Source organism: Paludisphaera soli (assembly GCF_011064595.1).
In the GTDB taxonomy this organism is placed as follows: Bacteria; Planctomycetota; Planctomycetia; order Isosphaerales; family Isosphaeraceae; genus Paludisphaera; species Paludisphaera soli.
Genome location: NZ_JAALJI010000016.1, coordinates 78402 through 97392 on the forward strand (window position 1 = coordinate 78402; position 18991 = coordinate 97392).

Below are 18991 nucleotides of genomic sequence, written 5' to 3' on the forward strand. Positions count from 1 at the left end.
GACGCCGCGAGTCCGAATTTTTCCTTGGACTCGCCGCGTTGTCGAGGGTCTAATGCCGATCCGTCCCGCTTGCTGGGGGGCACGCGCGATTTCGACCCAACGCCGGGTTCCTGAACTGATCCACGCCGCCGACGGGAAACACCATGATCCGAAACGTCCATTTCACGGTCGCCGGCTTCATGTTGATCGTCGCGCTCCTCGCCGTCGACTTCGGCGTGCTCGCGGCTCTGAGGACGGAGCCGAGCTTGAGCGTGCGGATCGCCTACTTCGGCGCCCTGCCGACGGCCAACCTCGCCGCCGCCTGCCTGGCGCTCGCGATCGCTCGGCTGGTGCATCGGGGGGAGGTCTCCCTCGCCCTCGTCACGCTCGGCCTGGTCGGCGGCGCGGCGATCCTGCTCCTGCTGGGCGTCGCGTCCCTGGCGCCTTCCATGCTCCATGAGTATCTCGACCTCACGGTGGGCTTCTATCGAGGCCCGCGTCAGTACGAGATCGAGCTGCACCGCTTCGGCCTCGTCGGGACCGGATGGCCGGCGCTCCTCATCGTCTATGCCGCGATGACGCCCCCGCTCCTCCTCCCCGCGCTGGTCGGTGCCTGGATGACCCGGGGTTATCGACTGCGGCTCGTCACGCCGCCCCAAGAAGACGCGCCCGAACGAGGATGAATCGGAGGCCGTGGGAAGACCATTTGATGGGATGGAGCACTCTGACCAGACGGCCGCCTGGTCATTTCCGACGAATCCTGAGCTTGCGCACGGAGCCGGGCGTGCTCATGGGTGACGCCAGGCGATCCTCCAGCATCTTGATGACTTGGTCACGCCTCTTGGACGGTTTCGACTTCCTGAGGTTCTTCGTGCCTTGCACCAGATCGAACCGACGGCCTCCCCGCGATATTTCATCAGGATCCGGGTGCCGCCCAGCTCGGATCCGATCGGGATCGCGTTGGGTGGCAGGTGGGTGGTGCCCGGCTCTCGCCGAAGGACGCGGGCGACGGCGTCGGCCAGGTCGTAGAAATCACCCCGCAGCCCATAGAACGTATCGATGAACACATCATGCTCGGGGACCTCCCAGCCGCCGCCCGGCCGGCGGCCGCCGTTGATCGTCATCAGGAAACGGCGATAGTCCTCCGGTAGCCTCGCTCCCAAACGCTTCTCCAGTCTTGCGACCTGCGCCTCGGTCGCCGGCTTGGCGCGGCCGTCCGTGACCCCGAACGGGTTGTTCCTGCCGACCTTCTTCATGATCGTGCGATCTCCCCGGCTGGGTTCGTCGAACCTCTCCGATCCTTGGGGGCGCGGTGGCACCGCCGTGAATCGTGCCGACGGTCGGGACGTCGATGTATCCCGGATCGAGCGACAGGCCTCTCGCGGGGTCGATTTTCCCTCATCCGAACCAATGATCCATGTCGGACTGTCGATGAGGAGAGAGACGAGGTCGTCGAGCCTGAGCCGGTGGTTTCGAGATGACCTGAAGTCGTCCGGCGCATCGTCCGCCGGGATAGGCCGTGAGATGCGGGGGATGTCGTCGATGCGATTTCGGCCCTTCGGTTCGGAACGTTTCCTCGTCGACCTGGATCAGGGCGACATTCTGGACGAATCCGGCGACGTGCTCGTCATCGGTCGGCCGAAAGGGCTGCGGTGCCCGGAGTATCCTCTGGCTGACCCGGCACTATGGCGGGTATCGGATCTCATCAAGCACCCCCCGCGACAGCCGTTCCAGTACACGAGAACAAACCTGCCGTGGCGGGATGTGTACGCGTTTCCATATAGGCCCAAGGATCGCGAACGCCTTCCAAATGGCCCCCTGGACAAGCGGATTCGGTACTACCTGGTCCGCAACGACCTGGAGTTGCTACTCGCCAGCGTGTGGACCCGCAATCGCGGGCGAGGCGAGTTGAAAATCGGTCTGACGCCCCTCTCGTGGCGGCGGCCGGATGTGGTCGCCCACATCATGGTGGAAGCCATTTCCGGCCTCTTCTTCTTCGTCCGCGGTTCCGAGTGCAAGTCCCTGACCGTCGTCATCCGATCGCTCGATGAACCGCGGGAGCTGGCTGGCGTCTTCGACCGCACGTACTTCAAGGCGTGGCGCCGACGGATGGGTTGGCCTGCGGCTCTCCACGATATCTGGAGGCCCGCCTAGCCGAGGCCCTTGCGGACGGACCGAGAGGCGAGCCCCCTCCGCGCGCGAAGCGACGCCGCCGGTCCATGGTGCGGGCCGACGGCGTCGGGGGTGGCTGTGCGGTGCATCTATCAAAGATCAGCGGCCGTGATCAGCGTCCGCTGTAGGAGAGGGTGGTCTTGACCCAGGCGAGGTTGCGTTCGAATTCCTCGGAGGATCGCCGGAAGGTGGAGAAGCTGGACTTCAGGAACCGGACCGAGATCGCCGCCAGCAGGGCCACCAGCACCAGCGCGCCGAGGCCGGTGAGCATGAGCGCGACGGCCGGCTTCATCTGGGCCTCCTCGGCGATCCAGAGGGCCAGGCCCGCGACCACGACGCCGACGCCGGCGATCGCCAGGAGGATGGCGACGACCAGGCCGGCGATCGAGGGGATGGCGCGTCGGAAGCTCTCCCTCGCGTCGGCCGCGGCGAGCTGGCCCTGCAAGGCGGCCAGCGAGGCCACGTCGTTGCCGAAGGAGCTGACGTTCTCGATCAGGCCGGTGCCGTTCGACCGGCCGGCGGGGGCCGGGGCCCTCCTCGGATCGTTCATGAACGCTTGATGAGCCATCCCAGGAGGACTCCCACGGCCAGGGAAACGCCGACGGCCTTGACGGGATTGGACACGATCGCGTCCTCGAGCGACTGGCGATAAGGCTCGATGACGTCTTCCACCTGCTCGTAGGCCTGGCGGGCCTGGCGGCTGGCGTCGTCGTAGCCGCGGCGGGCGGCCTCGCCGGCCTCGCCGAGGGCCTGGCGGGCGTTCTCGACCGGTTGCCGGGCGCTGCCGGCCCATCCGCCGAACATCTGGGAAGCCATGAGGAGTCTCCTTTGCGCGTCAAAAAAGGGTGCGGGCGGGCCGGCTCAGGCGCGCCGGGCGGCGCGACGTGCGGCCTCGCCGTCGTAGGGCTCTCCCGGCCTCCCGGAGGAGGAGGGAGGCACGAAATCGCCGGGAGGCTTGAGGTTCAGGTGTTGCTTGAGTTGGTCTTCCAGCCAGACCGCGGCGTAGGCCTGGACCGACTGGCCCACGAGCGGCCAGAGCATGCCGACCCCCCAGCCAAGCAGGCGGCGGCCAAGCGACTTGCCCGGCTTCGCGGGAGGGGCCGGGGCCTGGAAGGCGAGCGGCTCGGGGAACGCGCCGGCCGTCGTCGCCGCGAAGCCGGCGGGGACCTGCAGCACCGGGCGCGACTTCTTGCGGCGGGGGACCACGAGGTAGCCCACCGCCAGGCCGGCGCCCAGCGCGATGTAAGGATGGTTGCGGATGACCGACCGCCAGTCCATCGCGTCCTCGACGTCGCTGACGACGTTGGAGACGCTGGTGTGCATTTCGCGGCGGATCAGGGCCATCTGGCGGCGGATCTCGTCGACGTCGCTCACGGCTGGGTCACCTCGACGGTTGCGTCATCATCCGGCCCCGAGGGCGGCGAGACGGGGGCGCACGCCTCGTCGAGGGCCAGTCGGCGGGCCAGGTCGGCCCAGAAGATCAGGCCCGCCAGGTTCCCCTCCTCGTCCACGGCCAGGGCCAGTCGGGAGCCGGCGGCCGACATCGTGTTGAGGACCTCGTCGACGTGGGCGGCGACCGACACCGTGGGGAAGTCGGTGGCCATGACCTCGGAGACGGGGCGGTCGGCCAGGTCGGGGGAGTCGGCGACGGCCAGGGCCACGTCGCGGTCGATGACGATGCCCACGGGCTTGCCGGCGTCGATCACCGGGACCACGTCGCTGTCGTTCTCCCGAAAGATCATCACGGCCTCGGTGACCGAGCTGAACGGGGAGCACGATCGGACGACGGGGGTCATCACGTCGGCCGCGGTCAGATCCTCGGGGGTGACGTCAGGGATCGGATCGGGCGAACCGGCGCTCATGTTCGGGCTCCAGGAAAGCGGACTCGGCGATCTCCACGCGCCGCGTCGCGGGCGAGGATCGCTCGTCGGTTCAAACTATAGTGCAGATTCCGTGCCGAGTTTCGCGGGTCAGTTCCGGCCGACCTCGGCCAGGGCGCCCGCCTCGGACGGGGACGGGGCCCGGTTGAGGATCAGGGCGCGGGCCGACGCCAGCGAGAGGACGACCCGGCTGGCGGAGGCCGGCTTCAGGCTCTCGACGACCTTGGGGGTCTCGGCCTCCACGTCCCAGTAGCCGAAGACGACCGGGGTGTCGGCGTGGCGGGCGCGCATCCGCTTGGTCAGGTAGCGGGCGCGGGTCAGGCCGACGGGGGGGAGGTGCGAGATCAGGATCAGGGCCGGGTCGAGCTGGGCGACCTTGTCGGTGACCTGGAGCGACGAGCCGCCGGCCGACAGGATGTGCACCCGGACGCCCGAGGGCTGCAGCAGCATGTTGAGCATCCGCAGCACCAGCGAGTCCGCCCCGCCGCCGGTCGCAAGGCCGACGATCGGCCGGACCGTCAGGTCGAGCGCGCCCAGCGAGGGGAGGGGGTCGACGTCGAGGATCGGCGCGGCCGAGACGGCCGGCTGGCCGACGGGCCGGAACTTCGCCAGGAGCCGCCGCCGGGCCTCGCGGGCCAGCGCCCGGGGGGAGCGAGGGGCCTTCTCCGGGGTGGACGACGGGGCCGGGTTCGGGATCGGCACGGGGCCGGCGACGGTGGCCGTCGGGGCCGCGGCGGTCATGGTCACGTCGTCGCGCTCGGCGACGTCGTCCAGCCAGTCGCGGACGACCTTCCAGATGAACGCCACGTCGCGGTTGTCGACGAAGTCGTGGTTGCGGTCGTGCTCGGCCCGCGAGAGGGTCGGGATGAGGATCCGGTCGCAGACCTCCTCGAACGAGCGGTCCTTCACGGCGTCGTCCAGCAGCTGCAGCGAGCCGTCCAGGTCGTGGCTGAGGACGCGCTGATACCAGCGCATGTCGTCGGCGACCTCGACGTCGTGGCGGAGCAGGGTGCCGAGGAAGCTCAGGCCGGGGATCGACTTGCCGGCGACCGCCAGGCAGACCGTCAGGGCGTTGGCCAGCAGCAGGCCGAGCGGGCCCCAGAGCCAGGCCCAGAACATGGCCGCGACCAGCAGGCCGATCGGCGAGATGCCGGTGCTCTTGCCGTAGAGCAGGGGCTCGATGCTGTTGACCACCACCTCGCACGCGGCGAAGAGCGCCAGGACCATGAGCGGCTGGCCCCAGCCGGGCGAGTTCGCGATCGCGATCGTGAACGGGAAGACGAACGAGATCATCGTGCCGACGTAGGGGACGAACCGAAAGAGGGCCGACAGGAACCCCCAGAGGGCCGGCGAGGGGAGGCCGATGGCCCAGGCCCCCAGGCCGATCGCCGTGCCGAAGCCGACGTTCACCAGGGCCAGGGCGGTCAGGTAGCTGCTCAGGCCCTGGCCGATCTGGGCTAGTGTCTTGGTGGTGACGCCGATCTGTCCGGAGCCGACGAGCTGGAGGATCCGGTTCCCCACGTCCTCACGCTCGAACAGCAGGAAGACGACCAGGAGCAGCACGATGCCCACCAGGGCGATGATCGATTCGAAGGGCCCGAGATAGGTGTGGATCTCGTGCCAGAGGTCGTTGCCGCCGACGATCCGGACCGGCTGGGCGGTCCGCTCCTCATCGGTGGCGAAAGACTCCTCCAGCTCGGCCACGGCCCCGAACATGCGGTCGAGCGAGGATTCCTCGCCGGGCTTCAGCCCGGTGAGCTTCTCCTTGATGTTCTTCTGGTAGACCGGGATTTCCTTGGACAGCTCGGCGAACTGTTGGCCGACCACGTAGCCGACGCCGCCGACCGCGACGATCATGAAAATCAGGACCGCGGCCACGCTGGCGATGCGGGGAAGACCCAGCCGCTCCAGCCGGGTGACGGCCGGTGCCAGCAGGAAGGTGACCAGGATCGCCAGGGCCACCGGCTTGAGGACCTCGGCCGCGAGCGACATCGCGATGATGATCGTGCCGCCGATCAGGATCATGCGGAGCAGCCGCGTCGTGGCGACGTCGAGGTTCATGGAGGTCGAGTCTCGGGTTTGGGCGCGATGGGAGACGATCCGGGACGGTCCCGGAGCCGGACGTCGGCTTATCTCCTTCCCCACCAGCAATCTCCGCGCCGGTCGCTTCGATTCGCGCCCGGCGCGGGGGTTCCCGGCCCTGCGCAGGGGGTTGCCCAGGCGATCGGGGCCGCTTCGACCGGCCTCCGAGCCGTAGGGGGTCACTTCGGCTTGTAGGCGGCCGTGTCGATTTTGTAGTGGGCGATCTTGGCGGAGATGCTGCGGCGCGACAGGCCGCTGATCTTGGCGCAGCGGCCGACGTGGCCGCGGCACTTGCGCAGAGCCTTGCGGAGGTAGCGCTCCTCGAAGGCCGACGTCAGCTCCGAGAGCTGGTCGGTGAGGGGGCGGGCGAGGTCGACGACGAGCGAGCCCTTGCGGGCCTTCTTGGGGACGATGTCGCGGGGGAGGTTCTCGGGCTTGATCTCGCCGTCGCGCGCCGTGACGCAGGCCCGCTCCATGGCGTTCTCGAGCTGGCGGATGTTGCCGGGCCAGGCGTAGGAGTAGAGCCGGTCCATGGCGGCGCTGGAGATGGCGACGGCGTTCTGGCCGGGCCGGGCGTATTTCTGGGCGAAGTAGGTGGCCAGGAGACGGATGTCCTCGGGACGCTGGCGGAGCGGGGGGAGGTCGATCTTGACCACGTTGAGGCGGTAATAGAGGTCCTCGCGGAACCTCCCCTCCTTGACCGCCGTCTCCAGGCCCTGGTTGGTGGCGCCGATGACCCGGACGTCGACCTCGATGGGGGCGTTGCCGCCGACGCGCTCGAACTTCCGCTCCTGGAGGACGCGGAGGAGCTTGATCTGCATCGACATCGGGATGTCGGCCACCTCGTCGAGGAAGAGCGTGCCGCCGTGGGCGATCTCGAACCGCCCCTTGCGCTGGCCGGCGGCGCCGGTGAACGACCCCTTCTCGTGGCCGAACAGCTCGCTCTCCAGCAGGGCCTCGGACAGGGCTGCGCAGTGGACGGGGACGAACGGCCCCTTGCGGTATTCGCCCGAGGCCTGGTGGATGGCGCGGGCGAGCTGCTCCTTGCCGGTGCCGGTCTCGCCCTCGATGAGGACGGTGGTGGCGGTGTCGGCGATGTTGTTGATCAGCTCGAAGATCTCGTACATCTTCGGGCTCTTGCTGAGGACGTTGAGGAAGCGGTGCCGCTCGCCGATCTGGGTGCGGAGGGCGGACAGCTCGTCCTGGAGCGAGCGCTCGCGCAGGGCGCGCTCGATGAGCAGGCAGAGGTGCTGGGGGTCGGGAGGCTTGGTCAGGAAGTCGTAGGCGCCCATGCGCATGGCGTGGACGGCGTCGTCGATGCTGCCGTGGCCGGTGGTGACGATGACCGTCACCGGGAGGCGGCGGGCCTGGATCTCGGCCATGAGCTTCAGGCCGTCGACCTTGGGCATGCGGAGGTCGGTGACGACGATGCTGTACGGCTTGCGGCCCAGCAACTCCAGGGCCTGGGACCCGTCGACGGCCAGGTCGACCTCGATCCCCAGCGCCATGTTGATGAGCTGCTGGAACGAGTTGCGGGTGTCCTCGTCGTCCTCGACGAGGAGCATCCGTCGGACCGGTTCGACGCTGAGGGGGGCGGCCGCGGACTCGGCGGCGGCGTCCTCGCGAGGCCCTGGTTCTCTCGGCGTGCTCTCGACGGCTGATGTCACCCGCTTCGCTCCCGGATCGGTCGGCGTCCGGCCCGTCGATCGCCCCGGCGGCTCGCGCCGGACCTGCGGGGCGTCTCCATCGACCGTCGCGCCCGGGTCATCTTACCAGATGGCTGCGCGGAGCGTCAGGGCGCGGCCGTCCTACGGAATGCGGTTTGCTGATCCGTCGGGATGAACGGTCCGCGGCGAAGTCGGTGGGACGGGCCGGGGTCGGCCGCTCGCCGGGAGATGGACGGGAAGCACATGACGATCGACGACCACTCAGGATCCGGGCGCCACGGCGACGGGGGCGGCGAGGCCTCCGAGGACGTCGAGGAGCTGATCTGGACCGCCGACGCCGCCGGCGCCGCCGTCGGCTTCGACGGCCGCTGGGAGGCCGCCGTCGGGATGTCGACCGCCGCCGGCCTGGGAAGGGGCTGGCTGGACGCCCTCCATCCCGACGATCGCGAGTCGTTCGACCGCGCCTGGCGCGAGGCCCGAGAGAGGGGGCGGCCGTTCGCGACGGAAGTTCGACTCCGTCGCGGGGCCGGCGGCCCGACCTTCCTGATGCGCGCCCGGATCGCCCCCGTGCGGGACGGCTCGGGGGCCGTGGGGCAGTGGGTCGTCGTCCTGACCCGCCGGTGCGACGCCCCCCGCCGCGACCGCGACGTCCTCGAGCCCTTCGCGGCGATCGCGGCGCACGACCTCCAGGAACCCCTGCGGAAGATCGCGGCCTTCGGCGGCCGACTGGCCGAACGTTGCGGCCCGATGCTCGACCCCCGGGGCCGCGAGGACCTGGGCCGGATGATCGCGGCGGCCCACCGGATGCGCGGGCTGATCGCCGGCCTGCTGGAGATCGCCAGGGCCTCGGGTCGGGCCCGGCCCAGGGTCGAGGTGGACCTCTCGGCCGTCGCCGCGGGGGTGCTGTCCGACCTGGAAGACCTCGTCGCCCGGACCGGCGGCCGGGTCGAGGTCGGCCCCTTGCCGACGATCCGGGCCGATCCGACCCAGATGCGGCAGCTGCTCCAGAACCTGATCGCCAACGCCCTGAAGTTCCACCGCCCCGGCGTCGCGCCGTCGGTCCGGGTCTCGGCGCGGGCGGTCCCCGGCGAGGACGGCTCGCCGGCCTGCCTGCTGGAAGTCGCCGACGACGGCGTGGGCTTCGACGAGGCCCACCTCGGCCGCATCCTCCGCCCCTTTGAACGCCTTCACGGTCGCGATGCCTTCGAGGGGAGCGGCCTGGGCCTGGCGATCTGCCTCGGGATCGTCGAGGCGCATTCGGGTAGAATCGCCGCGTCGAGCGCGCCCGGCGAGGGCTCCACCTTCCGGGTCACGCTCCCCACCCCGCCCGCGACCTCCGGGACCGAGCCCATGCCCCACGCCGACGCGACTCCCCCGACGAAATCGGCCGACGACCGCCGCCCCTCGCATGCCCGGCGGCTCGAGGCCCCCGCCGGCGCCGACCCGCGAGCCGGGCGACCGGGAGGTCGGGATGTCTGAGAAGCCGATCCGCCTGATGCTGGTGGACGACGACGAGGAGGACTACCTCCTGACGCGCGACCTCCTCGAAGGGATCGCCGACATCGAGTTCGAGCTGGACTGGCTCCCCGACGCCGACCGCGCCGTGGACGTGATCTGCGAAGGCGCGTGCGACCTCTACCTCATCGACTACAGCCTGGGCCGGCTCGACGGCCTGACCGTCATCCGCGAGGCCGTGGCCCGCGGCGCCGCCGCGCCGATGATCCTCCTGACCGGCCTCGACGAGCGCGCCATCGACCTCGACGCCATGCGCGCCGGCGCCGCCGACTTCCTGGAGAAGTGGCGGCTCAACCCCACCCTCCTGGAGCGCTCGATCCGTTACAGCCTCCAGGAGAAGCAGCACGCCGAGGAGCTGGAGCGGCGCGTCCAGGAGCGGACCGCCGAACTCGCCCGCGCCAACGCCGCGCTCCAGGCCGAGGTCGCCGAGCGGGTCCGCGCCGAGCAGGCCCTCCGCTCGGTCGACCGCCGCAAGGACGAATACCTGTCCACCCTCGCCCACGAGCTGCGCAACCCCCTGGTCCCCGTCCGCAACGCCCTCGAGATCATGCGCCTGGCCGGCAACGACCCGGCCGTCGTCGAGTCCTCCCGCGCCATGATCGAGCGCCAGGTCAAGCACCTCGTCCGGCTGATCGACGACCTGATGGTCGTCGCCCGGATCTCGCGCGGGATGATCAAGTTGAAGATGGAATGCTGCCAGGCCGACCGCGTGGTGGCGACGGCCGTGGAGAACGTCCGTCCCTTCATGGCCAAGTCCCGGCACGAGTTCCAGGTCACGATGCCGGAGGACCCGCTGAGCCTCCAGGTCGACGCCGAGCGGATGGCCCAGGTGCTCTACAACCTGCTGCACAATGCGGCCAAGTACACCCAGGCCGGGGGCCGGATCAGCCTGGACGTCGACCGCGACGGCGACGGCGTCCGGTTCCGCGTCCGCGACGACGGCCCGGGCGTGCCCGAGGACATGCTGGAAGCCGTCTTCGACATCTTCACCCAGGTCAAGCGGCCCGGCGACGACGGCGTGGCCAGCGGGCTAGGCGTCGGCCTCTGGCTGGTCAGGCAGCTCGTCCATCTCCACGGCGGCCGGGTGGAGGCGCACAGCGGCGGCGGCGAACCGGGGAGCGAGTTCGTGGTCTGGATCCCCGACCGGCCCCCCGAGGTCGCCGCCTGAGCCCGGGGGACCGGCATCGCGTTTGCAAAAGTAGGGGGTGTCGAGAGACTCATCCCGATCTCTGCACGCGAGGAAATTCCAGACATGAACACCCACGCCGCGACCCCCGCCCCGGGCGGATGGATCGAAGCCGTCAAGCGGCTCTACTGCCGGATGTTCGCCCGCCCCGAGGCGGTGGAGGCTTGCGTCCGCAAGCCCATCCCCGAGGAGGAACTCCCGAACACGACCGATGCCATGGTCGACGAAAGCTCCGAGGAGTCGTTCCCGGCCAGCGACCCCCCGAGCTTCACCGGCACCACCTCGTTCACCTGAGCCCGGCCCGCCGGCCGACCGACCGAGAGGAGCCTCGCCATGAGCACCTGCGAAGTCTGCGGCAACGAGTATGATAAGGCCTTTACTGTGACCATGGACGGCAAGGACCACACCTTCGACTGCTTCGAGTGCGCAATCCACGCCCTGGCACCCGCTTGCGCCCACTGCGGCTGCCGGGTGATCGGCCACGGCGTCGAGGAATCGGGGGGCATCTACTGCTGCGACGCCTGCGCCCGCCACGAGGCCCGCGAGCACGCCGCCGCTTCCGCCTCCTCCTGATCCCGGACCGGCCCGTTCCCGGCGTCGGCACGATTGTTGCGAATCATGAACGACAACATGGGCTCCGAGCGTCCGCGCCCGGGAGGCCTCGCGATCGCGACGAACCGAATCAAGCCAAGCCAAAGGGGGATGTGACAGATGGCGGACACGAAAACGCCGCTCGAGCGCGCGATGACGCTCGCGGCGGTCAGCGGACTGCGGGCGACGATGGGCCCGGCGCTCCTGGATTCCTCACGCCGCGTCGGCGGCGGGCGGAGCGGATGGGTGCTCGGCGCCCTCGGCGAGATGGCGGTCGACAAGCTCGGCCTGTTCCGGCGTCGGTATCGGCCGATGCTGATGATCCCGCACGCGATCGCCGGGGCCTACGCGGCCCGCGAGAGCCTGAAGCGCGACGGCGTGGAGGACTCCTCCGGGGCGATCATGGGGGCCGTCGTCGCCGCCGGCGTGGCCGGCGTCGCACCCATCGCCCGCCTGGCCCTGAACCGGGGCCTCGGCGTGAACGACGCGGTCCTCAGCATGGCCGAAGACTACCTCGCCCTGAAGTTCGGCGGCGAGGCCGTCGGGCTCTCGATGGAGCAGCTCGGCGACGTCGCGAAGGGGGCCCTGTCGGACCTCAAGGATCAGGTCGCGCCGGACCTGGAGATGCCCTCCATCCCCGGCACGCAGCCCGCGCCCCCGCTGGCGGGCCGGGTCTGACGTCCGGCCCGGTCGGAAACCGATCGAACCGGACGAGAGCTGGATGAAATGGAAAACGCGGCGGCCGCCTTCCCGGATCGGGAGGCGCCCGCCGCGTTTCTTCGTTGCGGGGGCTGGGGCGTCACTTGCCGAGGATGTCCAGCCAGCCTCGGGAGAAGTAGTCGGCCAGGAGGAACGCCAACAGCAGGCCGACCCACAGGAGCGACCCTACCGCGGTGATCCAGGTCAGCGGGGCGCTGTAGTAGACGTGCATGAAGAACAGCACGATCAGCACCGCCTTGACCACGGCGATGGTCATGGCGACCGCCAGGTTGATCTGGTGGCTCCCCATGTCCAGGAAGTACGCGCCCACCGTCAGCGCCAGCAGCAGCATGAGCGCGAGGTAGATCATCAGGTACGTCTTGACGGCGATCACGTGGTGCGACTGCTCGTGGGCCTCGGCCGACTGGTGCAGTTGCGACGACTGGTGATGATGCTGCATGGTTCGGGTCCGCCTCTCAGCCGATCAGATAGAGCAAGGGGTAGAGGAACACCCAGACGACGTCCACGAAGTGCCAGTAGAGGCCGAGGACCTCGATCTGGGTGGTGCCGTACCCGGAGAACCATCGGATCTGGGCCAGCACGGCGAAGATCAAGACCGCGGCGACGCCCACGATCATGTGGAAGGCGTGCACGCCGGTCATGAAGAAGTAGAGCACGAACATCATCTGGAAGTGCCCGAGGTTGCGGGCGTACTTCACCGGGTCGAACTGGCCGTCGGTCCCGACGCTGACGGCCCTGAGCGCCTCGGCGTCCTCGGCGGGGACGACGAAGTGGGGGCCGGGAAGCAGGTGATGGTCGATCTCCTGCTTCCACTCGAATCCCTTGACGCCGAGGAACACGGTGCCGAGGACGGCGGTGGCGATCAGGTAGCGGACGATGCCGCGGTTGTCGCCGATCTGCGAGCAGCGGACGGCCAGGGCCATCGTCAGGCTGCTGGTCAGCAGGACCAGCGTGTTGAAGAAGCCGACCCACAGGTCCATGTGCCCGCTGGCCCGCTCAAACGCCACGGGGGAGAGGGCCCGATAGACGGCGTAGGCGCCGATCAAGCCGCTGAAGAACATGACTTCGCTGACCAGGAAGAACCACATGCCCAGGTTCGAGGACAGGTGCTGCTGATCCAGGTCGTCGAAGTGGGAGAGGAGGATCTGCCTCCCCGTCCCCGCGTCAGGCAGTGTGGACGTGCTGGCTTGCATATTCCCGTTCCGCCTCCTCGGGCGAGTACATGTAGGGTCCGCAGGTCACGAGGACCGGCTCGTGGAAGTTGTGGGTCGTCGGCGGGGATTCGACCTGCCATTCCAGGCCGGTGGCGCCCCAGGGGTTCGGCCCGGCGTCGGGGGCCTTCCGCAGCGAGAGCAGCAGGTAGAACAGCGGCAGCACGAAGCCGACCGCCAGGATCGAGGCCCCGGCCGTGGACATGACGTTGAGGACCTGGAACTCCGGCCGGTACTCGAAGTAGCGCCGGGGCATGCCCAGGTAGCCCAGGAGGAACTGCGGGAAGAACGTCAGGTTGAAGCCGACGAAGACCAGCAGGGCGGAGAGCTTGCCCCACAGCTCGGAGTAGGTCCGGCCGGTGATCTTGGGCCACCAGAAGTGGACGCCCCCCAGGTAGGCCATCGTCGTCCCCCCCACCATGATGTAGTGGAAGTGGGCCACGACGAAGTAGGTGTCGTGGACGTGGACGTCGATCGCCAGCGAGGCCAGCATCAGCCCGGTGAGGCCGCCGATGGTGAACAGGCCCATGAAGCCCATCGCGTAGAGCATCGGCGTGTCGAACCGGAGCGAGCCCTTGTACAGGGTGGCGGTCCAGTTGAACACCTTGATGGCCGACGGGATGGCGACGAGGAAGCTGAGGATCGAGAAGACGGCCCCGGCGTACATCGACTGCCCGGAGACGAACATGTGGTGGCCCCACACCAGGAAGCCGAAGATCGCGATGGCGACGCTGGCGAAGGCGATGAACCGGTAGCCGAAGATCGGCCGACGGCTGAAGCAGGGGATGATCTCCGAGATCACCGCGAACCCGGGGAGCACCATGATGTACACGGCCGGGTGCGAGTAGAACCAGAAGAGGTGCTGGAACAGGATCGGGTCGCCGCCCAACTTGGGGTCGAAGATGCCGAATTGGAAGAGCCGCTCCAGCCCGATCAGCACGACCGAGATCGCCAGCACCGGGGTCCCCAGGACCATGATCAAGGCCGTGGCGTAGTGCGACCAGACGAACAGGGGGAGCCGGAACCAGGTCATCCCCGGGGCCCGCATCGTGTGCACGGTCACGATGAAGTTGAGCCCGGTGAGGATCGACGAGAAGCCGGTGATGAACACCGCGACCGCGGCCGTCACCACGTAGGTGTTGGAGTACATGGTGCTGAACGGGGTGTAGAACGTCCAGCCGGTGTCGACGCCGCCGTAGACGAGGATCCAGACCCCCATCACGCCGCCGATCATGTAGACGTACCAGCTCAGCAGGTTGATCTTCGGGAAGGCCAGGTCGCGGGCCCCGATCATCAAGGGGAGCAGGAAGTTCCCCAGGACGCCGGGGATCGCCGGCACCAGGAAGAAGAAGATCATGATGACGCCGTGCATGGTGAACATGCGGTTGTATGCGTCGGGGGTGGACATCACGTCCCCCCTCGGGGTCATGAGCTCCAGGCGCATCAGGCCGGCGATCACCCCTCCCACGAAGAAGAAGAGGGTGACCGAGAGCATGTAGAGGATGCCGACCCGCTTGTGGTCGGTGGTCAGCAGCCACGAAGCGACCGAGGTGTCCGACAGGTAGTCTGCCGGACGCCCGTCGTCGCGGCGCGCGTGCGCCGAGGCGCTCATTGGCTGGTCTCCCGATTGGCGATGGACTTGATGTACGCGATGATCTTCAGCAGGTCGGGCTCGTTGATCTGGTCCTTGAACGACGGCATGATCGGCTCGTAGCCGGCCACCACCTCGCCCTGGGGCAGCAGGATCGAGTCGCGGATGTAGCGGTCGTCGGCGGTGACGAACCGGACGTCCTTGCCGTCCTGGATCGGGACCGGCTTGCCGTAGACCCCTTCGAGCTTGGGGGCGTGGACGGTCTGGCTGCCGCGGTGGCAGCCGGCGCAGTGGTGCTGGACGAACAGCCGCTCGCCCTCCTCGGCCTGCGACGGGCCGACCCCCTTCTCGGAGAGCCAGGCCTCGTAGTCGGCCGGCTCCATCACGTAGACCTTGCCGATCATGTTCGAATGGTTGGTGCCGCAGTACTCGGTGCAGAACAGGTCGTATACGCCGACCTTCGACGGCTGGAACCAGAGCGACGTGTAACGGCCCGGGAGCACGTCCTGCTTGATCCGGAAGGCCGGGATGAAGAAGCTGTGGATCACGTCCTGCGAGGTCATGTTCAGCTTCACGGGCCGGCCCAGCGGGACGTGCAGCTCGTTGGTCTCGGAGCGGCCCTGGGGGTGCTGCAGGTACCACATCCACTGCTTGCCCACCACGTCGACCTGGGCGGCGTCCGCCGGGGCCTCGTAGAGGTCGAAGAAGAGCTGCGTCGACCAGGCGTACATCAGGATCGAGAGGATCATCGGGATCACGATCCAGACGACCTCCATCGATTGGCTGTGGGTCGGCGGGTTGCTCCGGTCGACCGCGTTGCCGCGGCGGAACCGGATGCCGAAGCCCACGACCAGGACGCCGATCAGCAGCGAGAAGAAGATGAGGACGCCGACCTCGAAGAGCATCAGCGCGTCCAGCCTCGGGGCGTTGGTCGACGCCTGGCTCGGGAACAGGGGGAAGTCCCACATAGGAATGATACCTTGGTTTCAGGCCCCGGGGGCGTCGGCCGCCGCCGCCGCGTCGCCGACGCGCCCGCGGTGCTCGCGCCGGAACATCAGGAAGAGATAGAGGCCCAGCGACAGCGCGGTGAGGGTGCCGAACACGCGGAGCAGCCGGACGATCGAGAGCGTGTACTGGCCGGTCGCCGAATCGTAGTCGTAGCAGAGCAGGAGCATCGCGGCGATCTTCGAGCCCGTCCGGCCCTCCGCCGCCCGGCGGATCGCGGCGTCGACCTCCTTGGGCGGGTAGTCGATGCCGAAGAAGTACTGGGCCGCCTGGCCACCGGGCGTCAGGACCACGATCCCGGCGGCGTGCGCGTACTGCTTGGTCGCCGGGTTCTGGACGTACTGGAAGCCGACCGACTCGCAGAGGGCGTCGATCGCCTCCTTCTTCCCCGTCAGGAACTTCCAGCCCGCCTCCGAGCCGGGCCGGTCGTAGCGCTCCAGGTAGCCGGCCTTCTTCTTGGCGGCCGAGTCCGGGGTGTCCTCGGGGTCGATGCTGACGGCCACCACGTCGAAGTCCACGCCGGCCTGCAGCGGCAGCGGCTTGAGGCTCCGGGTGAGGCCCGCCAGCACCTGGTTGCAGAGCAGGGGGCAGCGGTGGAAGACCAGGGCCAGCACCACCGGCCGGCGGCCGAAGCAGGCGGCCAGCGGGTTCTCGCTCCCCTGCTCGTCCACGAACGTCGCCGCCAGCGGCGCCTGCGAGCCGAGCTTCTGCTCGAACCGGACCCGCGAGGCCGTGCCGTTGAACGAGGTGTCCGAGACGGTCGCCGGCGGCGTCCCCAGCGGCACCGGCTCGTCGCCGGACGCCGGGGACGTCGTCAGGGCCAGGAACGCGGCCGCGAGGGCCAGCGCCGAGCGGATGCGGGGCGAGGGGCGGCTCATGGCTGGGGCCCCGCGCCGGGAGCGGGCTCGCCCTCGGCGGCGGGCTTCGCCGGCTCGGCGGCCTTCTCCGGCTCCGCCCCCTTCTCCTTCGCGGGCTCGACGGCCTTCGCCGGCTCGCCCACCTTCACCGGGTTCGACGAGCCTTGCTGGGGATGGAACTCGTCCATCTTCCCCCCCCTGGGGAGCCCCTTCTCGGCCAGGATGGCGATGGCCCGCTCGATCGGGATGTGAGCGGTCTTCTTCTCCCGGTCGACCCAGCCGTACGAGTCGAGTCGCTCGCGGGCCTCGACGATCACGTCCTTCGTCTCCTTGGCCGGATCGGCCTGGAGCACCGGCGCGGGGGGCGGCGGGGCGTCGGGGAACCGCAGCGTGAGCCTCGCCTCGTTCATGGTCGCCTCGACCCCGACGAAGTAGTCCATCACGAACTTGATCGCGACGAACGTGACGAGGCAGAGCGCGACCAGGACGAAGGTGTTGAAGAGGACCCCCCTGACGTCCAGGTCGGTGTTCTCGTGCAGCTCCTTCAACTCGCGGGCGGGCTTGTAGCGGCCCTGGGGGATCATGTCCCCCTCCAGCTTGGACGGGTCGATGTGTTCGCTCACAGGACGGCGCCTCCGTTGTGCTGGTGGGCGGCCTCGTGGGCCAGGGCGTCGAGGATCCTCGGGTCGCGGAGCGGGATCAGCGGGGCCGACCGCAGCCGGCCGACGAACCCGATCATCCAGACCCCGCCGATCCCCGCCAGCGCGGCCAGCAGCCAGGGCAGGCTCCCCCAGGGGAAGCCGGCCTCGTCGGGCTTGGAGTAGCCGGGGAGGATCAGCCACGACAGGTCGACGACCCGCATGACCAGGATCCACGACGCGATCGGCAGCACCCAGCCCGCGTTCCGCTTGTGCTCGCGCTGGAGCAGGGCCAGGAACGGGGCGAAGAAGCCGAAGGCGATCAGGGCGAGGGCGACCGCGCCCCACACCCCCTGCGTCCGCCGCAGGTACCAGATCACCTCTTCCGGCAGGTTCCCCATCCATATGATGATGAACTGCGAGAACGACATGTAGGCCCAGAGCATGGTGAACGCCAGCAGCAGGTTGCCGATGTCGTTCAGCCGCCCCACGGTCAGGGCCGACTTCACCGGCTCGTAGGCGGCGTTCTGGATCGTGAACACGGTCAGGAAGGCCAGGGTCGACAGGATCGCGCCGACGACGAACATGGCCCCGTAGATCGTCGAGTACCAGTCGGGGTCGCGGGACATCGCCCAGTCGAACGCCGCGAACGACGTCGACAGGAACGTGAGCACGAGCGCCGGGCCGGCGAGGGCCGTCAGCCGGCGGCTCGGGGCCTGGTCCTCGCGGCGGTCCTGCTGGCGCGACCACGAGCCCACCAGGAAGGCGCCCAGGGCCCAGATCACGAAGTAGATCGCGGCCCGGGTCGCGAAGAAGCTCGGCTCGAGGAAGATCTTCACCTTCTGCGCGACGAGCGGGTCGGCCTCGGCCACGGTGCGGTCGGCCCAGGGGTAGGTGTACGGCAGCCCGAGCAGGATCGGGATGAACAGCACGGCCAGCACCACGATCATCGACCCGGCGGCCTCGAACGGCCGGCGGAGCGGCAGCCCCCAGCCGCCGCCCACCAGCCGGTGGAGGAAGCAGAGCCCGATCGAGGCGACCGAGATCCCCGTCCAGAAGAGGAAGGCGGTCAGGTAGGCCGGGAAGAACGAGGCCGGGAAGACCAGGGCCCCGAGCAGGCAGGCCCCCAGGCCGACGGCCGCGAACAGCACCGCGCGGGAGCGGATCGCGTCGAACCGGGCGTTCAGGTCGGGGCCCGCGAGGGCGTCAGCGGTTCCGAAGCTCATTTCGCGGCCTCCTCGAGCTGTTTCTGGTCCTCGGCGGGCAGCTCGGACGCCGCGGCCCCCTGGCTGAGCTGGAGGGCCCGGATGTAGGCGGCGATCTTCCAGCGGTCCTGCGGCGTGACGCGGGCGGCGAACGAGTACATCGCCCCGTGGCCGTGGGTGATGACCTGGAAGAAGTGCCCCAGCGGGGCGTCGACCAGGCGCTGGTCGGTGTACTTCGGCGGCGGGGTGAAGCCCCGCTGGACGATCACGCCCCGGGCGTCGCCGAGCTGGCCGTGGCACGGGGTGCAGTAGATGTCGTAGCGCTGGCGGCCGCGCTCCAGCGCGGCGCGGTCGATGGCGAACGGCGCCTCGGTCGCCGGGGCGCCGTCCTTCATCCCGGTCAGGAGGAGGTCGCGGTCCTCGACGGCCGGGAGGCCCCGCACGTCGTCGCGCGGGACCGTGCCGAGCACGAGGGGCCGGGACGAGGCACCGTCCGCGAACAGCGGGCTGGCCTCGAACGCCTCGTACCGGGGCTGGTCGTACATGTCGGTGCAGCCCGGGGCGACGGCCAGCAGCGCGGCGACGGCGGCGGCGGCGAGCCGCCCCGGCCGCCGCCGGCGGGCCGGCGCGGGCCGGACGCGGGCGGTGGTGGTGTTAGGGCGCATCGTGGGCGGGTCTGATCCCATGTGACG

General features: G+C 69.4%; 22 protein-coding genes. 7 read left to right on the forward strand and 15 right to left on the reverse strand.

Annotated features, from left to right (window positions below; all coding sequences use genetic code 11):
• The first annotated feature begins 143 nt into the window (after positions 1-143).
• The gene (locus G6O68_RS19500; protein ID WP_165250315.1) at positions 144-662 is read left to right on the forward strand and encodes a hypothetical protein; all 519 of its coding nucleotides are present in this window, start codon (positions 144-146) and stop codon (positions 660-662) included.
• A gap of 105 nt (positions 663-767) precedes the next feature.
• On the opposite strand, the gene G6O68_RS19505 is transcribed toward G6O68_RS19500, so the two are convergent.
• Positions 768-1235 carry an SMI1/KNR4 family protein gene (locus tag G6O68_RS19505; protein ID WP_165250316.1) on the reverse strand — a complete coding sequence of 156 codons (468 nt, stop codon included), beginning with the start codon at positions 1233-1235 and terminating at the stop codon, positions 768-770.
• On the opposite strand from G6O68_RS19505, the gene G6O68_RS19510 reads away from it, so the two are divergent.
• Entirely contained in the window at positions 1234-2133 is a 900-nt protein-coding gene (locus G6O68_RS19510) for a hypothetical protein (protein WP_206108149.1), read from the forward strand. The two genes, G6O68_RS19505 and G6O68_RS19510, sit on opposite strands and share 2 nt — an antisense overlap.
• Before the next feature lie 130 nt (positions 2134-2263).
• On the opposite strand, the gene G6O68_RS19515 is transcribed toward G6O68_RS19510, so the two are convergent.
• The 6 genes from G6O68_RS19515 to G6O68_RS19540 all read right to left on the reverse strand — a co-directional run bounded on the left by G6O68_RS19515 (position 2264) and on the right by G6O68_RS19540 (position 7780).
• The gene (locus G6O68_RS19515; RefSeq protein ID WP_165250318.1) at positions 2264-2719 is read right to left on the reverse strand and encodes a phage holin family protein; all 456 of its coding nucleotides are present in this window, start codon (positions 2717-2719) and stop codon (positions 2264-2266) included.
• Positions 2698-2967 (reverse strand): DUF883 family protein, encoded by a 270-nt coding sequence (locus G6O68_RS19520; protein WP_165250319.1) that lies wholly within the window; start codon positions 2965-2967, stop codon positions 2698-2700. Before G6O68_RS19520 ends, G6O68_RS19515 begins: the two co-directional genes overlap by 22 nt.
• Before the next feature lie 45 nt (positions 2968-3012).
• Positions 3013-3525 carry a hypothetical protein gene (locus G6O68_RS19525; RefSeq protein ID WP_165250320.1) on the reverse strand — a complete coding sequence of 171 codons (513 nt, stop codon included), beginning with the start codon at positions 3523-3525 and terminating at the stop codon, positions 3013-3015.
• On the reverse strand, positions 3522-4013 hold the full coding sequence (locus G6O68_RS19530; protein WP_165250321.1) for a CBS domain-containing protein: 492 nt from the start codon (positions 4011-4013) through the stop codon (positions 3522-3524). The genes G6O68_RS19525 and G6O68_RS19530 overlap by 4 nt, the downstream gene beginning before the upstream one ends.
• Before the next feature lie 108 nt (positions 4014-4121).
• Entirely contained in the window at positions 4122-6092 is a 1971-nt protein-coding gene (locus G6O68_RS19535; RefSeq protein ID WP_165250322.1) for an AI-2E family transporter, read from the reverse strand.
• Positions 6093-6292: 200 nt separating this feature from the next.
• Positions 6293-7780: a sigma-54-dependent transcriptional regulator gene (locus tag G6O68_RS19540; protein WP_206108150.1), complete on the reverse strand. Its 1488-nt coding sequence runs from the start codon at positions 7778-7780 to the stop codon at positions 6293-6295.
• A gap of 243 nt (positions 7781-8023) precedes the next feature.
• On the opposite strand from G6O68_RS19540, the gene G6O68_RS19545 reads away from it, so the two are divergent.
• From G6O68_RS19545 to G6O68_RS19565, 5 genes are all read left to right on the forward strand, one after another.
• Complete coding sequence (locus G6O68_RS19545; RefSeq protein ID WP_165250323.1) at positions 8024-9259, forward strand: sensor histidine kinase; 1236 nt, start codon at positions 8024-8026, stop codon at positions 9257-9259.
• A complete protein-coding gene (locus G6O68_RS19550; protein ID WP_165250324.1) occupies positions 9252-10463 on the forward strand; it encodes a hybrid sensor histidine kinase/response regulator in 1212 nt (403 codons plus the stop codon). Before G6O68_RS19545 ends, G6O68_RS19550 begins: the two co-directional genes overlap by 8 nt.
• A gap of 84 nt (positions 10464-10547) precedes the next feature.
• Positions 10548-10775, forward strand: a complete 228-nt coding sequence (locus tag G6O68_RS19555) for a hypothetical protein (RefSeq protein WP_165250264.1) — start codon at positions 10548-10550, stop codon at positions 10773-10775.
• A gap of 39 nt (positions 10776-10814) precedes the next feature.
• Complete coding sequence (locus tag G6O68_RS19560) at positions 10815-11054, forward strand: hypothetical protein (RefSeq protein WP_165250325.1); 240 nt, start codon at positions 10815-10817, stop codon at positions 11052-11054.
• Between the two features lie 138 nt (positions 11055-11192).
• On the forward strand, positions 11193-11750 hold the full coding sequence (locus tag G6O68_RS19565; protein WP_165250326.1) for a hypothetical protein: 558 nt from the start codon (positions 11193-11195) through the stop codon (positions 11748-11750).
• Between the two features lie 121 nt (positions 11751-11871).
• Here the strand turns inward: G6O68_RS19565 and G6O68_RS19570 are convergent, their stop codons facing one another.
• The 8 genes from G6O68_RS19570 to G6O68_RS19605 are packed head-to-tail and all read right to left on the reverse strand — an operon-like array spanning position 11872 to position 18964.
• Complete coding sequence (locus tag G6O68_RS19570; protein ID WP_165250327.1) at positions 11872-12231, reverse strand: cytochrome C oxidase subunit IV family protein; 360 nt, start codon at positions 12229-12231, stop codon at positions 11872-11874.
• Positions 12232-12247: 16 nt separating this feature from the next.
• Complete coding sequence (locus G6O68_RS19575; RefSeq protein ID WP_165250328.1) at positions 12248-12985, reverse strand: cytochrome c oxidase subunit 3; 738 nt, start codon at positions 12983-12985, stop codon at positions 12248-12250.
• Positions 12957-14615, reverse strand: a complete 1659-nt coding sequence (gene ctaD, locus G6O68_RS19580) for a cytochrome c oxidase subunit I (protein WP_165250329.1) — start codon at positions 14613-14615, stop codon at positions 12957-12959. The genes G6O68_RS19575 and ctaD overlap by 29 nt, the downstream gene beginning before the upstream one ends.
• On the reverse strand, positions 14612-15562 hold the full coding sequence (gene coxB, locus G6O68_RS19585; protein ID WP_165250330.1) for a cytochrome c oxidase subunit II: 951 nt from the start codon (positions 15560-15562) through the stop codon (positions 14612-14614). The genes ctaD and coxB overlap by 4 nt, the downstream gene beginning before the upstream one ends.
• Positions 15563-15580: 18 nt before the next feature.
• Positions 15581-16477: an SCO family protein gene (locus tag G6O68_RS19590; protein WP_165250331.1), complete on the reverse strand. Its 897-nt coding sequence runs from the start codon at positions 16475-16477 to the stop codon at positions 15581-15583.
• Positions 16474-17079, reverse strand: coding sequence for a hypothetical protein (locus tag G6O68_RS19595; protein ID WP_165250332.1), 606 nt, complete (start codon positions 17077-17079; stop codon positions 16474-16476). Before G6O68_RS19595 ends, G6O68_RS19590 begins: the two co-directional genes overlap by 4 nt.
• On the reverse strand, positions 17076-18320 hold the full coding sequence (locus G6O68_RS19600) for a hypothetical protein (protein ID WP_165250333.1): 1245 nt from the start codon (positions 18318-18320) through the stop codon (positions 17076-17078). Before G6O68_RS19600 ends, G6O68_RS19595 begins: the two co-directional genes overlap by 4 nt.
• The gene (locus G6O68_RS19605; RefSeq protein ID WP_165250334.1) at positions 18317-18964 is read right to left on the reverse strand and encodes a c-type cytochrome; all 648 of its coding nucleotides are present in this window, start codon (positions 18962-18964) and stop codon (positions 18317-18319) included. Before G6O68_RS19605 ends, G6O68_RS19600 begins: the two co-directional genes overlap by 4 nt.
• Between the last annotated feature and the right edge of the window lie 27 nt (positions 18965-18991).